Annotated in this window: 15 protein-coding genes; 3 read left to right on the forward strand and 12 right to left on the reverse strand. The window is 59.8% G+C overall.

Annotation, left to right across the window (positions count from 1 at the left end; genetic code table 11):
* Positions 1 to 5: 5 nt before the first annotated feature.
* Complete coding sequence (gene potD, locus AC6I8P_RS11250) at positions 6 to 1,049, forward strand: spermidine/putrescine ABC transporter substrate-binding protein PotD (protein ID WP_058776483.1); 1,044 nt, start codon at positions 6 to 8, stop codon at positions 1,047 to 1,049.
* Between the two features lie 161 nt (positions 1,050 to 1,210).
* Here the strand turns inward: potD and cobB are convergent, their stop codons facing one another.
* The 4 genes from cobB to lolC all read right to left on the reverse strand — a co-directional run bounded on the left by cobB (position 1,211) and on the right by lolC (position 5,329).
* On the reverse strand, positions 1,211 to 2,044 hold the full coding sequence (gene cobB / locus AC6I8P_RS11255) for a Sir2 family NAD+-dependent deacetylase (protein ID WP_125309342.1): 834 nt from the start codon (positions 2,042 to 2,044) through the stop codon (positions 1,211 to 1,213).
* 147 nt (positions 2,045 to 2,191) lie between these two features.
* Positions 2,192 to 3,436, reverse strand: a complete 1,245-nt coding sequence (gene lolE, locus AC6I8P_RS11260) for a lipoprotein-releasing ABC transporter permease subunit LolE (protein ID WP_498030622.1) — start codon at positions 3,434 to 3,436, stop codon at positions 2,192 to 2,194.
* The gene (gene lolD, locus AC6I8P_RS11265) at positions 3,436 to 4,137 is read right to left on the reverse strand and encodes a lipoprotein-releasing ABC transporter ATP-binding protein LolD (protein ID WP_260641321.1); all 702 of its coding nucleotides are present in this window, start codon (positions 4,135 to 4,137) and stop codon (positions 3,436 to 3,438) included. The genes lolE and lolD overlap by 1 nt, the downstream gene beginning before the upstream one ends.
* Positions 4,130 to 5,329, reverse strand: a complete 1,200-nt coding sequence (gene lolC / locus AC6I8P_RS11270) for a lipoprotein-releasing ABC transporter permease subunit LolC (RefSeq protein ID WP_166709960.1) — start codon at positions 5,327 to 5,329, stop codon at positions 4,130 to 4,132. Before lolC ends, lolD begins: the two co-directional genes overlap by 8 nt.
* Positions 5,330 to 5,577: 248 nt before the next feature.
* Here lolC and AC6I8P_RS11275 point away from each other — a divergent pair, with 248 nt between their 5' ends.
* A complete protein-coding gene (locus AC6I8P_RS11275; RefSeq protein WP_021506388.1) occupies positions 5,578 to 5,787 on the forward strand; it encodes a hypothetical protein in 210 nt (69 codons plus the stop codon).
* A 186-nt stretch (positions 5,788 to 5,973) separates the two neighbouring features.
* A complete protein-coding gene (gene mfd / locus AC6I8P_RS11280; protein ID WP_211725120.1) occupies positions 5,974 to 9,417 on the forward strand; it encodes a transcription-repair coupling factor in 3,444 nt (1,147 codons plus the stop codon).
* Positions 9,418 to 9,542: 125 nt separating this feature from the next.
* On the opposite strand, the gene AC6I8P_RS11285 is transcribed toward mfd, so the two are convergent.
* The 8 genes from AC6I8P_RS11285 to hinT form a co-directional block, all read right to left on the reverse strand.
* Positions 9,543 to 10,085, reverse strand: a complete 543-nt coding sequence (locus tag AC6I8P_RS11285) for a glycine zipper 2TM domain-containing protein (RefSeq protein ID WP_031279257.1) — start codon at positions 10,083 to 10,085, stop codon at positions 9,543 to 9,545.
* Positions 10,086 to 10,379: 294 nt separating this feature from the next.
* Positions 10,380 to 11,684: an NAD(P)/FAD-dependent oxidoreductase gene (locus tag AC6I8P_RS11290; RefSeq protein ID WP_058780742.1), complete on the reverse strand. Its 1,305-nt coding sequence runs from the start codon at positions 11,682 to 11,684 to the stop codon at positions 10,380 to 10,382.
* Positions 11,685 to 11,896: 212 nt separating this feature from the next.
* Complete coding sequence (gene ycfP / locus AC6I8P_RS11295; RefSeq protein ID WP_021506392.1) at positions 11,897 to 12,439, reverse strand: alpha/beta hydrolase YcfP; 543 nt, start codon at positions 12,437 to 12,439, stop codon at positions 11,897 to 11,899.
* A 39-nt stretch (positions 12,440 to 12,478) separates the two neighbouring features.
* A complete protein-coding gene (nagZ, locus tag AC6I8P_RS11300) occupies positions 12,479 to 13,522 on the reverse strand; it encodes a beta-N-acetylhexosaminidase (RefSeq protein ID WP_267410767.1) in 1,044 nt (347 codons plus the stop codon).
* Between the two features lie 15 nt (positions 13,523 to 13,537).
* On the reverse strand, positions 13,538 to 14,353 hold the full coding sequence (gene thiK, locus AC6I8P_RS11305) for a thiamine kinase (protein WP_498030623.1): 816 nt from the start codon (positions 14,351 to 14,353) through the stop codon (positions 13,538 to 13,540).
* Complete coding sequence (gene lpoB / locus AC6I8P_RS11310) at positions 14,340 to 14,936, reverse strand: penicillin-binding protein activator LpoB (protein WP_021506395.1); 597 nt, start codon at positions 14,934 to 14,936, stop codon at positions 14,340 to 14,342. The genes thiK and lpoB overlap by 14 nt, the downstream gene beginning before the upstream one ends.
* Positions 14,937 to 14,946: 10 nt before the next feature.
* Entirely contained in the window at positions 14,947 to 15,312 is a 366-nt protein-coding gene (locus AC6I8P_RS11315) for a YcfL family putative periplasmic lipoprotein (RefSeq protein WP_021506396.1), read from the reverse strand.
* Positions 15,313 to 15,330: 18 nt separating this feature from the next.
* Positions 15,331 to 15,681 carry a purine nucleoside phosphoramidase gene (gene hinT, locus AC6I8P_RS11320; protein ID WP_021506397.1) on the reverse strand — a complete coding sequence of 117 codons (351 nt, stop codon included), beginning with the start codon at positions 15,679 to 15,681 and terminating at the stop codon, positions 15,331 to 15,333.
* Positions 15,682 to 15,800 lie beyond the last annotated feature (119 nt).

The following is a 15,800-nucleotide window of genomic DNA, read 5'->3' on the forward strand; positions in this document are numbered from 1 at the left end:
AACCGATGAAAAAGTGGTCTCACTGGCTGGCGGCTGGGGCGCTGGCACTGGGTATGCAAAGCGCTCAGGCGGATGACAACAACACGCTTTACTTCTATAACTGGACCGAATATGTGCCGCCCGGGCTGCTGGAGCAGTTCACCAAAGAGACCGGCATCAAAGTGATTTATTCCACCTATGAATCCAATGAAAGCATGTACGCCAAGCTGAAAACCTGGAAAGCAGGCGCTTACGATCTGGTGGTGCCGTCGACCTACTTCATCGCCAAAATGCGCAACGAGGGCATGCTGCAGAAGATCGACAAGTCACAGCTGAGCAACTTCCGCAACCTCGATCCCGACCTGCTGAACAAGCCGTTTGATCCGAACAACGACTATTCCATTCCCTATATCTGGGGCGCAACGGCGATTGGCGTGAATACCGACGAGGTGGATCCGAAAACCCTGACCCAATGGGCCGATCTGTGGAAACCACAGTATAAGCAGAGCCTGCTGCTGACCGATGACGCGCGTGAAGTGTTCCAGATGGCGCTGCGCAAGCTCGGCTACTCCGGTAATACGCAGGATCCAAAACAGATTGAAGCCGCCTATGAAGAGCTGAAAAAGCTGATGCCGAACGTGCTGGCGTTCAACTCGGATAATCCCGGCAATCCGTTTATGGAAGGCGAAGTCAACGTCGGCATGATCTGGAATGGCTCCGCCTGGGTGGCGCGCCAGGCTGGCACGCCGCTGCAGATTATCTGGCCAAAAGAGGGCGGGATTTTCTGGATGGATAACCTGGCGATCCCGGCGAATGCGAAAAATAAAGCGGGCGCGCTGAAGCTGATTAACTTCCTGCTGCGCCCGGATGTGGCGGCTAAAGTGGCAGAAACCATCGGTTATCCGACGCCCAACCTGGCGGCAAGAAAGTTGCTGCCGCCCGAGGTGGCCAGCGATCCGTCACTCTATCCGCCGGCTGAAGTGATCAAAAACGGCGAGTGGCAGAACGATGTCGGTGCCGCCAGCGTGCAGTACGAAACGCTGTTCCAGAAGCTGAAAGCGGGACGGTGAGGTTCTGAGGTGGAGGTTGTGCAGCCTGGCCCTCACCCTGCCCTCTCCCAGAGGGAGAGGGTTCATTTGTGCCGGATTCAGCCTGAACTTAAATCCTGCGCGTTTTTCCCCTTCTCCCGCCGGGAGAAGGCCGGGATGAGGGGAAACGCGCAGTACGCTGACTATTTATACAAGCCGCGTAAAAAAGTATGCACGAATTCGGGCACCACTTCGCTGGCTAAGCCGTAATGCGCTTCAGCGAATTCGTTACCGACCTGACTGGGGGCCAGATTCAGCTCCACGGTATGCGCACCCTGCAGTTTCGCCTCGTGCACAAAGCCTGCCGCCGGGTAGACGTGGCCTGAAGTGCCGATGGCGATAAACAGATCGGCCTGTTCCAGCGCCTGATAAATCTCCTCCATGCCGAGCGGCATTTCACCAAACCACACCACGTGCGGACGCAGCCGCGACGGGAACTGGCAGCAGGTACAGCGATCGTCCGGACCGACGTCCTCTGTCCACGTCAGCACCTGACCGCTGTGCTCACAGCGCACCTTCAGCAATTCACCGTGCATATGCAGCACGCGCTGGCTGCCGGCGCGCTCGTGCAGGTTATCGATGTTCTGCGTAACCAGCAGGAAATTATCGCCCAGCACTTGCTCCAGTTCGGCCAGCGCTTTGTGCGCCGCGTTAGGCTGGATTTCTGGCTGCTGCAGCTGACGCCGGCGCGCATTGTAGAAGCCCTGCACCAGCGCCGGATCGCGGCGAAAGCCTTCGGGCGTCGCCACATCTTCCACGCGATGCTCTTCCCACAGGCCATCTTCCGCGCGGAACGTGCGAATGCCGGATTCTGCCGAAATTCCGGCACCGGTCAGCACCACCACGTGCGGCTGCGGATGGGCGGCAAGTTCAACCTGACGATCGCGCTCAAAGATGCGCTGGCGAAAGCGCTGATGCACTTTGCGGCGGTTCTTTTTGTAGCGGGCGAGTCGAAGGCGGCGGCGCGGTTGGCGCATAAAGGCTCCTTAATCTGCGGCGCTGAACGCCGCGCTGCGGGTGTTTTCCGGGTTACTCAGACCCGATAATAGCGGCTGGGTATGACGGCTGCATGCCGCAGACGCTGAAAATGTGCGCAGCCGCGAAGGCGGCTGCGTGTTTTGTCTTTACTGACCGCTCAGCACGCGGGCAGGATCGATGCGGCTGGCGCGCCGCGCCGGATACCAGCTGGCAATCAGGCTCAGGCCAATCGCCGTCGCCAGCACGATGGCCACATCCAGCCAGTGCAGCTCGGACGGCAGAAAGTCGATAAAGTAGATATCGCCCGCCAGCAGCTGATGCCCGGTAAGGTGCTCCACTACGCGCATCACCGGCGTCAGATTGAGCGCCACCAGCACGCCGACCACCACACCGCTGACGCTGCCCAGCAGCCCGGCCAGCAGGCCATACCAGATAAAGATGGCACGGATCAGGCCGTCTTTCGCGCCCAGCGTGCGCAGCACGGCGATATCGCTGCTCTTGTCCTTCACCGCCATCACCAGCGTCGACACGATATTAAAGCAGGCCACGCCAATCACCAGCACCATCGCCAGATACATAATGGCGCGAATCATCTGGATGTCACGATACATGTAGCCGTAAGTGCCAATCCAGCTGCGGATGGTGACATAGGAGTGGGTGGCTTCGCCGGCATCGCGCACCAGCTTCTGTGCCTGGAACGGATCGCTCATCTTCAGCGCAATGCCGCTGACGCTGTCGCCCAGATCCAGATACTTTTGCGCATCGGCCAGCGGCACCAGCGCCAGACTGTGATCCAGCATGCCGCTCAGCTGCAGAATACCGCTCACCTGCAGACGAATGCGTTTTGGCTGCAGCAGTTTGTTCTCGCCATCATTATTCGGGATCATGATGGTGATCCAGTCGCCCTGCTTCACGTTGAGCGATTTGGCGATACCGCCGCCAAGAATGATCTGCTGCCTGCCGGCGCTGAACTGCGACCAGGCATCACCGCTGACAAAACGCGGCAGCGCGCTGAGCTGCGGTTCCTGCTGCGGATCAACGCCCTTCACCTGCAGCGCCTGCAGCTTCGCACCGCTCTCAATCAATCCGGTAAAGTTAACGTAAGGCGCCGCTGCGGCGATGCCCGGCACCTGTTCGATGGGCGCAATCATCGGCTGCCAGTTGCGAAAGGGCTGGTTAACCGCCTCAATTTCGCCGTGCGGCACCACGGCCAGAATGCGGTTGTTGAGCTCCCGCTCAAAACCGTTCATCGCGCTCAGCCCGATGATCAGCACCGCCACGCCAAGCGCAATGCCGATGGTCGAGATGATGGAGATCAGCGACACCATGCCGCCGCGCCGCCGGCCGCGGCTGAAGCGCAGCCCGAGCAGCAGGGATAAAGAGGACGCCATTAGATCGCTCCCAGCGTCAGGTGATCGCTCAGCTGGCCGTCGCGCATTTCCATCTGCCGGCTCAGGCGCTTCGCCAGGTTGAGGTCGTGCGTCACCACCAGAAACGCGGTGCCCTGCTGTACGTTGAGCTCGCCGAGCAGTTCAAAAATGGCATCGGCGTTGCGCGCATCGAGGTTACCGGTGGGCTCATCGGCCATCACCAGCCGCGGCCGGTTCACCAGCGCCCTGGCAATCGCCACGCGCTGACGTTCACCGCCTGACAGCTCAGCAGGCCGGTGCGCCGCGCGCTTTTCCAGACCTACCGCCGCCAGCATCTCACGCGCACGCGCTTCCGCTTCGGCTTTGCCGGTTTTGCCAATCAGCAGCGGCATCGCTACGTTCTCCAGCGCGCTGAAGTCCGGCAGCAAATGGTGAAACTGATAAATGAAGCCGAGTTCCCGGTTGCGCAGCTCCGCTTTGGCCGCCGAGGACATGGCATTGAGCGATTTGCCGTCAAACACCACATCGCCGGAGGTCGGCGCATCCAGCCCGCCCAGCAGGTGCAGTAAAGTACTTTTGCCGGAACCGGAGCTGCCGACAATCGCCGTCAGTTCGCCCGGCTGCAGGCTAAAAGCCACATTGCGCAGCACATCGGTCTGCACGCTGCCTTCCTGATAGCGTTTGCACAGGTCACGACACTGCAACAAAGGGGTATTACTCATAACGTAAAGCCTCAGCGGGTTGAACGGCGGCAGCGCGCCATGACGGATAGAGAGTTGAGAGCAGCGCGACGGCCATTGAGACCAGCGCAATGGTGATCACCTGCCAGACATTGATATCCACCGGCAGCGCCGCACCATCAAGGAACAGGCCGATCACCGGCATTAAATTATTGAGCTGGCTGGCCAGCAGCACGCCCAGCAGCGTACCGAGCAGCGCGCCGATAATGCCGGCGCTGGCGCCCTGTACCATAAATACCGCGACGATTTGCCGCCGCGTTAAGCCCTGGGTTTGCAGGATCGCCACTTCCGCCTGCTTCTCCATGATCAGCAGGCCCAGCGAGGTGATGATGTTAAAAGCGGCCACGGCGATGATCAAGCTGAGCAGCAGCCCCATCATGTTTTTCTCCATGCGCACCGCCTGGAATAGATCGCCCTTGCGTTCGCGCCAGTCTTTCCACGTCAGCCCCTGCGGCAGCGGCTGCTGGCTGAGCGCATCGACATTCAGCGGCTTATCCAGCCACAGGCGCCAGCCGGTGATGTTGCCGAGCGGATAGCGCATCACGCGCGAAGCATCCTGCTGGTTCACCAGAATCTGATAGCCATCGACTTCGCTGTTGGCCGCGTAGGTGCCGGCAACGGTAAAGATACGCTGGCTCGGCACGCGTCCCACCGGGGTAAACTGGCTGACCGATGGCACCATCAGGCGCAGCTGATCGCCGCGCTTCACACCCAGCTGCTGGGCCAGCAGTTCACCGAGAATGACCTTATACTGCCCCGGCTGCAGCACGCTCTGCTGGGTATTGACCAGATAAGGCGTCAGCGGATCCGGTTCGTCGGGATTGATGCCCAGCATCACGCCAACTGAAACGTTGCGCGCACTCTGTAACACCACATCGGCGGTGGTCAGCGGCGCAATCCGCGTTACGCCCTGCAGTTTGAGATCCTGCGCGCGCATCTGCTGCGGATTGATGCTGCCGGTGTCGCTGGTCACCAGCGCCTGCGGCATCAGACCGAGGATGTTGCCTTCCAGCTCGCGCTCAAAGCCGTTCATCACCGACAGCACGGTCACCAGTGCCAGCACGCCGAGCGTGATACCGATAGTCGAGAGCCAGGAGACGAAACGACCGAAACGGTCTGAAGCACGTCCACGCATGTAGCGCAAACCGATGAATAACGCGACTGGTTGATACATGAGATCCGTCTTGGCCGTTGCCCAAAATTAAGTAGAGCGATGATAAAGGAGCCGTCTGCTTTATGAAACCTCTAACCCGCTGAGTCAGTTGCAAAGTTGCGTCAAAATGCGTCCTCCTGCGCGACAATGCACAAAATTACGACAAAATAGTGACGCTATTAGTACGATTATTCGTCAGCAGGTGGGTTAGACTTAGCCTGCAGTACCGGTTTTCGCATCACAGTAAGCGCAGTACGGAGGTTCTTACCATGAGCAGGTTTCCTAAAGGCAGTATCGTTAAACATAAATCTGGCGAGATCAAAGGCGAAGTGGTCAATGTCTTTGAGCAGGGAGATGCGCTAACCGGTTATTATGTGAAGTGGGACGATGGCAACAACAGCTACCATGTCGAGCGCGAGCTGTCATGGGCTAATGTGGATCGTCCTCGCATGCACTACACACAGCAATCCAGTAAATAACGTGACGCGGCCAGGTCGCCATCAATGACGACCTGGCAACCGGCAACGCTGGCGGCCCTTCAGGGGGCAACTGATGTAAGGTGCGCATTGCTGCGCCCTGACATAAACTCAGAAAGGAGAGATGATCCTCACGGCGGAATGTGGAATGATGACGCCCTGGAAACTGAGGAGAGAATGTCGGACCTTATGTCGGAACAGCGTCGTTATACCCTGCCTGCAAAAGCAGGCGACCATCGTCAGCTCGGCCAGCTGGTCGGCGCCGCGCAGGCGGTTGAGTGTGCCAGCATCACCGAACGCCACCGCGGTCCGGTGCTGATGATCACCCCGGATATGCAATCGGCCCTGCGACTGCAGGAGGAGATCAGACAGTTTACCGATCTGCCGGTCACCAATCTTGCTGACTGGGAAACGCTGCCCTACGACAGCTTCTCGCCCCATCAGGACATTATCTCCGCCCGTCTCTCCACTTTGTATCAGCTGCCCACCCTGACGCGCGGCATGCTGATTCTGCCGGTTAACACGCTGATGCAGCGCGTTTGCCCGCACAGCTTCCTGCACGGCCATGCGCTGGTGATGCAGCAGGGCCAGAAGCTGTCGCGCGATGCGCTGCGCGACCAGCTGGAGCAGGCCGGTTATCGCCATGTCGATCAGGTGATGGAGCACGGCGAGTACGCGACGCGCGGCGCGCTGCTCGACCTGTTCCCGATGGGCAGCGATCAGCCTTACCGCATCGATTTCTTTGATGATGAGATCGACAGCCTGCGCCTGTTTGACGTCGACTCACAGCGCACGCTGGAGGCGGTGAGCGCCATCAACCTGCTGCCGGCGCATGAATTTCCCACTGACAAAGCGGCCATTGAACTGTTCCGCAGCCGCTGGCGTGAAACCTTTGACGTGCGGCGCGAACCCGAGCACGTCTATCAGCAGGTGAGTAAAGGCACGCTGCCGGCCGGGATTGAGTACTGGCAGCCGCTGTTTTTCGAGCAGGAACTGCCGACCCTGTTCAGCTATCTGCCTGCCAGCACGCTGGTGCTGAACAGCGGCGATCTGCACGCCAGCGCTGAACGTTTCTGGCAGGATGCTAACGCGCGCTATGAAAATCGCCGCATCGATCCAATGCGCCCGCTGCTGGAGCCGGCCACGCTGTGGCTGCGCCCGGATGCGCTGCTGAGCGAGTTGAAAAACTGGCCGCGCATGCAGCTCAGCGCGGAGACACTGCCGGAAAAAGCCGCGAACAGCAATCTCGGCTATCAGCCGTTGCCGGAGCTGACGGTGCAGGCGCAGGCCAAAGCGCCGCTCGATCTGCTGCGCCAGTTCCTCGAGCAGTTTACCGGTCAGGTGATTTTCTCGGTAGAAAGTGAAGGTCGCCGTGAGAGCCTGCAGGAGCTGCTGTCCCGCATTAAACTGCGGCCGCAGCCGATCGACCGCTTCGAGCAGGCCGATGGGCAGCCGTACAGCCTGATGATTGGGGCCAGCGAGCGCGGCTTTATCGACACCCAGCGCCAGCGCGCGCTGATTTGCGAAAGCGATCTGCTGGGTGAGCGCGTCAGCCGCCGCCGTCAGGACAATCGCCGCACCATCAATCCGGACGTACTGATTCGCAACCTCGCCGAGCTGCACCCGGGGCAGCCGGTGGTGCATCTTGAACACGGCGTGGGCCGCTACATCGGCCTGACCACGCTGGAAGCCGGCGGTATCGTGGCCGAGTATTTGATGCTCTCCTATGCCGGCGACGCCAAACTCTACGTGCCGGTGTCATCGCTGCATCTGATCAGCCGTTACGCCGGCGGCGCCGATGAAAATGCACCGCTGCATAAGCTGGGCAGCGATGCCTGGTCACGCGCGCGGCAGAAAGCGGCGGAGAAAGTGCGTGACGTGGCCGCTGAGCTGCTGGACATCTACGCCCAGCGCGCGGCCAAAGCCGGCTTTGCCTTTAAGCACGACCGCGAACAGTATCAGCTGTTCTGTGAAGGCTTCCCGTTTGAAACCACGCCGGACCAGGCGCAGGCAATTAACGCCGTGCTCAGCGATATGTGTCAGCCGCTGGCGATGGACCGGCTGGTGTGCGGCGACGTTGGCTTCGGTAAAACCGAAGTGGCGATGCGCGCCGCCTTCCTCGCGGTGGAAAACGGCAAACAGGTGGCGGTGCTGGTACCAACCACCCTGCTGGCGCAGCAGCACTACGACAACTTCCGCGACCGCTTTGCCAACTGGCCGGTGCGCATTGAGATGCTGTCGCGCTTCCGCAGCGCCAAAGAGCAGGCGCAGGTGCTGGAACAGGCCAGCGAGGGCAAAATTGATATTTTGATCGGCACCCACAAGCTGCTGATGAGCGACCTGAAGTGGCGCGATCTCGGTTTGCTGATCGTCGACGAAGAGCACCGCTTCGGCGTGCGTCACAAAGAGCGCATCAAAGCGATGCGCGCTGATGTCGATATTCTGACGCTCACCGCCACGCCGATTCCGCGCACCCTGAACATGGCAATGAGCGGCATGCGCGATCTGTCGATTATCGCCACGCCACCGGCGCGCCGTCTGGCGGTGAAAACCTTCGTGCGCGAGTATGACAGCCTGGTGGTGCGCGAAGCGATCCTGCGTGAAGTGCTGCGCGGCGGCCAGGTTTACTATCTCTACAACGACGTCGAGAACATCGAGAAAGCAGCGCAGCGGCTGGCCGAGCTGGTGCCGGAAGCGCGCATCGCCATCGGCCACGGTCAGATGCGTGAGCGCGATCTGGAACGGGTGATGAACGATTTCCACCACCAGCGTTTCAACGTGCTGGTGTGCACCACCATCATCGAAACCGGGATCGATGTGCCCAGCGCCAATACCATCATCATTGAGCGCGCCGACCATTTCGGTCTGGCGCAGCTGCATCAGCTGCGTGGCCGCGTTGGCCGTTCACATCATCAGGCCTATGCCTGGCTGCTGACGCCGCACCCGAAAGCGATGACCACCGATGCCCAGAAGCGACTGGAAGCGATTGCCTCGCTGGAGGATCTGGGCGCTGGCTTTGCGCTGGCGACGCACGATCTGGAGATTCGCGGTGCCGGTGAACTGCTGGGTGAAGATCAGAGCGGTCAGATGGAGACCATTGGCTTCACGCTCTACATGGAGCTGCTGGAAAACGCGGTGGATGCACTCAAGGCCGGACGTGAGCCGTCGCTGGAAGATCTCACCAGCAATCAGACCGAGATTGAGCTGCGCATGCCTGCCCTACTGCCGGATGATTTTATTCCGGACGTCAATACGCGCCTGTCGCTGTATAAACGCATCGCCAGTGCAGCCGATGAACAGGAGCTGGCTGAGCTGAAAATTGAGATGATCGACCGCTTCGGCAAGCTGCCCGACGCCGCGCGCAACCTGCTGGACATCGCCGCGCTGCGCCTGGTGGCGCGTCAGCTGGGGCTGCGTAAAATCGAAGCCAGCGAAAAAGGCGGCTTCTTTGAGTTCGCGCCGCAGAATCAGGTCGATCCCGGCTGGCTGATCGGCCTTCTGCAGAAAGATGCGAAGCAGTGGAAGCTGGATGGCCCGACGCGACTGAAATTCACCCGCGATCTCAGCGAACGCAAAACGCGCATGGAATGGGTGCAGAATTTCGTCGCCGAACTGGCGAAGAACCGGGTTTGATCGCCCTGCCGTCACGCAGCAGCGCTATGTGACGCGCTGCTGCGTAAGGTGCGGTAGCCTGAGTATAAAAAAAGCGCCTTGCGGCGCTTTTTTTGTTACTGCTGCTGTGAAGTAGCTTTGCCCAATCAGGCCTGATTCGAATTCAGGATCAGCTGACCATTACGGTCGAGCGGGATGCGGGTGCCAGGGTCATTCTCCATGCGGATTTTGCCCTGCTGGTCGCCTATTTTATAGGTCACGTCATAACCCAGCATTTTTTCCTGTTTATCGTACACGGTTTTGCAGCGCTGCTCGCTGGTGGTGTAAGTGTCACGATCCTGCAGCGCACCCTGCACCTGATTACCGCCGTAGCCGCCTGCCAGCGCACCGGCTACTGTCGCGATATCCCGGCCGCGGCCACCGCCGAACTGGTGACCAATCACCCCACCGGCCACGGCACCCAGTACGGAACCGGCGATGCGGTTCTCATCCTGCACCGGACGACGGTGCGTGAGGGTAACGTTGCGGCACTCCTGACGCGGTTGCTTGATGCTCTCTTTGATTGGCGTTGCCGAAAGCACCTGAGCATACTGCGGGCCACGATCAAACACATCCATGCTGGCGACGGCGGCCACGCCCAAGGCTGCTGCTACGCCGATTCCAATACCCGCTAACATTGATTTATTCACAGGAATGTCCTCCTGAAGTTGTTACCGCGCATTCCTGCCGCAACCCGATCCCGGGTTACCGAGGCATAACCGGCGTGCGCGCCGCGCCGTGTTCGTTGGCATAAGTTTTACAGATGGTCCGAAAATGCAACATCAGATTAATGGAGGAAACGCAGCGGAAAGCCAGCAGGACCAGCTTTTAGGAGAGTTCTGAGCGGCAGTGTCATTGCGCCGTAACCTGGCGCTGATTGAACGGCAATCAGCCGGTTACGGCAGCCGGGCGCGCAGCGGGCGGTGGCTGCCGCCCGCCAGCGATCAATGCAGTTTGAGACGCGGACGCAGCACGCGGTTGAGGCTGCCGACCAGCATCATCAGACCGGTCTTGAAGTATCCATGGAGCGCAATCTGGTGCATACGGTACAAGGAGATGTAGACAAAACGCGCAATACGCCCTTCCACCATCATCGAACCGCGCATCAGGTTCCCCATCAGGCTGCCGACGGTACTGAAGCGGGACAGCGACACCAGCGAGCCGTGATCTTTATACACGTAGGCTTTGAGCGGCTTGCCTTTGCGCTGGGCGAGGATGTTTTCCAGCGCACGCGACGCCATCTGATGCGCCGACTGCGCGCGCGGCGGCACGAATCCGCCGCCCGGCAGCGCGCAGGAGGCGCAGTCGCCGATGGCGTAAATATCGTCGTCCAGCGTGGTCTGCAGCGTCTCTTTGACCACCAGCTGATTAATGCGGTTGGTCTCCAGCCCGCCAATCTCTTTCATGAAGTCTGGCGCTTTAATACCGGCCGCCCACACCATCAGATCGGCTTCGATGAATTCGCCCCCTTTGGTATTCAGACCGTTGGCTGCTGCGCTGGTGACCATGGTTTGCGTCAGTACGCGCACGCCAAGCTTGCTCAGTTCCTGGTGCGCCGCTGCGGAGATGCGCGGTGGCAGTGCAGGCAGAATACGCTCGCCGGCTTCCACCAGCGTGACGTTGAGCGCGTTGCTGTCGAGACCTTTATAGCCGTAGCTGTGCAGCTGTTTCACTGCGTTATACAGTTCTGCCGACAGCTCGACGCCGGTCGCGCCGCCGCCGACAATGGCGATATTGACTTTCTGCAGCTGCCCTTCGCTGGCAGAGAAGCGCAGGAACAGGTTGAGCATCTCATTATGGAACCGACGCGCCTGATGCGGGTTGTCGAGGAAGATGCAGTGATCTTTCACGCCTGGCGTGCCGAAATCGTTCGAGGTGCTGCCCAGCGCCATTACCAGACGGTCATACGCCAGTTCGCGCTGCGGTACCAGCAGCCCACCCTCCGCGTCGCGGATCTCAGCCAGTTCAATGGTTTTAGTGTCGCGATTAATTTGCGTCAGCGAACCCAGCTGGAACTGGAAACCGTGGTTGCGCGCATGCGCCAGATAGCTGAGCGCATCAATACCTTCATCCATCGAACCGGTCGCCACTTCATGCAGCAGCGGTTTCCACAGATGGCTGTGGTTACGATCGACCAGGATGATCTCCGCCTTTTTTTTGCGGCCGAGTTTATGGCCGAGCTGCGTTGCCAGCTCCAGCCCTCCGGCACCGCCACCGACGATGACGATTTTTTCCATGCTTGTAGTCAATGAAGACCCCCTCAAAGTTGTAAACCAAAAGTTAATTAATGGTTATATAAAACCTTAATAAACATAGGGTTGGCGACATTTAATCGCGAGCTGAGGGCAGAATAGCACGGCATAATCATCCGGACATAAGAAAATTGATGTACATCAATCTTTGCACTGCATTATCAGAATGTTACACGTTTTGTGCGCCGCATCACACGGCGCAGCAGCACTCAGGCAAGGGTTTTGAACGCTTTGATGCGTTGCAGATGCGGGGCAATATTTTTGAATTTGTGGCTGGCCTCCTCGTCCCACACGATCTCATAGTACGGGTGCAATGCGGCCGCGCTGCGCTGATTATCCAGCGCTTCATCGTGACGTGACAAAATGGTCAGGCAGCGGTCGCGGTTCTTTTCACGGAAGTTGCTGACGCATTTGGTGGCGATATCAAGATACTCTTCCGGCCGGTCGATCTTGCCTTCCATGTTTTCATCGGGAAACAGGTTGGGATTGAATATCGCCTGGCGCATGCCGCAAAGGAAGCCGATGCGTTCTGCCCAGTAGCCGCCCAGGCCGACGCCACAAATCAACGGATGCGCATCGCTGCCCTGCTGGAGCAGTTTGTCGCACTCTTTCAGCAGAAACTGCATGTCGTGTTTCGGATGGCGGGTGCTGTAGCTAATAAGTCTGACGTCCGGGTCAATAAACTGCAGCTGCAGCACCTTTTCATGGTTGCCCGGACTGTTGGAATCAAAACCGTGCAGATAGATGATCATGATTATCCTCAGCGTGGAGTGAGATCCGGGCAGCGGCGATTATCTGCCCGACGCTTTGTGCGCCAGCCAGCGATCCTGCAGGTCACTGAGCTGACGCTGATTTTGCCGCCAGCGCTCGCTGGCCTGCAAACTCTGACGGTCAAAACGTCCCTGATGGTATAACTGCGTGACGCGCGTCGCCTGGATCGGCGTCAAATTATCCAGCACGCTCACCGCGCCAGCACGCTGATTGCACACCAGGATCATATCGCAGCCGGCATTCAGCGACTGCTGAGCCCGTTCCGCGTAGCTGCCCATCACTGCCGCGCCCTCCATCGACAGATCGTCTGAGAAGATCACCCCGTTGAAGCCCAGCTCCTGCCGCAGCACCGTTTGCAGCCAGTAAGGCGAACCACTGGCCGGCAGCGGGTCCACTTCAGTATAGATAACATGCGCGGGCATCACCGCATCCAGCAGCTGCTCATCAATCAGCTGCTGGAAGATTGCCATGTCGTGCTGGCGCAGCGTGGCCACATCGCGCGTGTCGCGCGGCGTCTCTTTGTGCGAATCCGCGCTGACCGCGCCGTGGCCCGGGAAGTGCTTGCCGGTGGTTTTCATGCCGGCTTCGTGCATGCCGTGGATAAACTGGCGCGCCATCTGCAGCGCAATCGCCGGATCGGCATGGAAAGCGCGATCGCCGATGGCCGCGCTGATGTGGCCGATATCCAGCACCGGCGCAAAGCTGATATCGATATCCATGGCGATCATTTCCGCCGCCATTTGCCAGCCGGCCTGCTGCGCCAGCTCGCCGGCGCGCGCCATGTCATGCAGCGCGGCGAAGGATTGCATCGCCGGCAGCTGAGTAAAACCGTCGCGGAAGCGCTGCACGCGTCCGCCTTCCTGATCGACCGCCACCAGCAGCCGGTTGCGCGACGCCGCGCGAATCTGGCGCACCAGCTCCGCCAGCTGCGCAACATCATGGAAGTTGCGGGCGAACAGGATCAGTCCGCCTGTCAGCGGATGTTGCAGAATTTCGCGCTCTTCGGCGTCCAGCTCGTAGCCTTCGACGTCCAGCATCAGCGGTCCGGGCGTTGTCATCGTCATGTTTCGATTCCTGAATTAAAGATCCTGCCAGCTGGACTGCGCCAGCCGTTGCAATGTTTGATCGTGGCTCTGCTCGGCGCGCAGCTGATACCAGCTGGCCATCAGCAGCTGCAGCCACGGCTGCCAGCGCCGGCTTTGACGCCGCAGCGCCGTTGCCGACAGCCGCGCCTCGGCGGCATAGTCGGTGATCCAGTGATCGTGTTGTACACCATCCACCGCGCCGACAGCGGCCAGCTCCAGCGCCACGTCGCCATCCGCAGCATATTCCCAGTCAATTAAACGCAGACCATCCGGCGTGGCAATCAGATTGCCGGGATGGACATCCATGTGCAGCGGTGCCAGCCGCAGCGGCGACGGTTCACCGCGCTGCAGCAACTGATTTAAGCGCCGCTGCCAGCGCCAGTGCCGCTGCTGACACAGCTGCCAGTAGCGCTGCAGCAGCGGTGTCAGCCGTAAGCGATAGCCGGTCAGCGGCTGATGATGCAGGCGCAGCAGCAGCGTCAGCACCGCTGCGCGCTGCGCGCTGAACTGGGCCGGCGACAGCACCTCGCCCGGCAGCCAGCGCTGCAGCAGCCACGGCGCCTGCCACGCAAGCGGCTGCGGCGCCAGCGCCGTAGTACGCAGCTGACGCAGGATGCGGTATTCGCGCTGGCGATCAACAAACGGGATGGGCTGTGACGGCGTCCGGCGCGCCAGCAGATCGCCCTGCTCGCTGCGTACCTGCACGCTGTTACCGCTCAGTCCCGGCAGCGCGAAAAAATGACCGGCAGCTTGCGCCGTCGGCCATTGTTGCTGAACCAGATGCTGCAGCCGGGGATCAGGGTTGTGCAACGCCGTTGCCCGACCAGATGATTTCGCCGGTCTGCACCAGCATCAGCTGCATTTGCAGCGCAGGGGCTTTCACATCGCCCTGCGCGTTGCTGTACAGCACATACTGCGCGTTGACGATGCGCGCCAGGCCAATCGCTTTGCTGCGTGAGTTGAGGCTATCCTCTGGCGACAGGCCGAGCGTTTGCTTCGCCTGATTAAGCTGATCGTTTGAGACCAGGCTGAACTTGCCGTTATTGGCCAGCGCGTTCTCAATCGCTGCCGTGGCTTTTTCCGTTTGCAGCGAGCCGTTGGTGCTGTTTTTGATGCGATCCACCAGCAGCACGCTGCCCGGATTGACGCCCGCCGACTGCACCATATTGGCGACTAACGGCTGGACGCTGGCGTTCCAGTTGATGGTTTTCAGCTTCGGCGGCTGCGGCACAGTTTGCGGCGGCGGCACCGGCTGCGCGGGCGGTTGCTCTGGCTGGGTTGGCGTGGTCGGCTGCGTCGGTTCAACCGGCGCCGGGGTTTGTTGTTTCACCACACAACCGGTGAGCATCAGCGCAAACAGTAGCGCGCCGGAACGTTGTACACTGCGAATCACAGGTTACTCCTCAAAGATAAAGATAGAGACGCACCTTGCTGGCGGTCGGGTTACCCATTTGCGAGGCCACTTCTACGCTGCCGTGCGCCGGTACGGTTTGAGTCTGCGCCGGCTCCTGCGGCTCAATCTCCAGCCCTTTGTCATCGTACCAGTAGAAACGATAGTGCACGGTGACCGGCGTTTCACGCAGATTTTGCAGCACGCTGGCGGCGCGCTGCTGGCCGTCGCGGCTGGTCAGCGCGGGCTCATCGGTGATGATGCCCGCCGACAGTACGGCAGACTCCATCACCAGCGACTGGGAGGTGTTGATCATCGGCTTATCGCTGCTGCAGCCCACCAGGGTCAGCAACAGCAAGCCGCTCAGCCATTGACGCATCACAAGGTCCGCCTGAGGTTAGATGGCCAGCATCGGGCCCAGCGGCTGTCCGCCGACCAGGTGCATATGAATGTGGTAAACCTCCTGCCCACCGTGACGGTTGCAGTTGATGATGAGGCGATAGCCATCCTCGGCGATGCCTTCATCACGGGCAATTTTTGCGGCGGCGGTGACCATGCGGCCCAGCGCCTGCTCATGCGCCGCCTGCACATCGTTGGCAGTCGGAATCAGTACGTTGGGGACAATCAGAATATGGGTAGGCGCTTTGGGCGCGATATCGCGGAAGGCGGTGACCAGTTCGTCCTGATAAACCACGTCGGCGGGAATTTCGCGACGAATGATTTTACTGAAAATGGTTTCTTCAGCCATGGTGCAGTTCCTTAAGCCTGAGTTCAGTCAGGCAGTATGCGTGAGGAATTCCGTTTCTTTCAACCTCAGGACTACTTTTCTTCATTAAATGGCTGCCTTTGCATCACTTTTTCACGCTG

This window comes from gamma proteobacterium symbiont of Lampromicra miyakona, assembly GCF_059730895.1.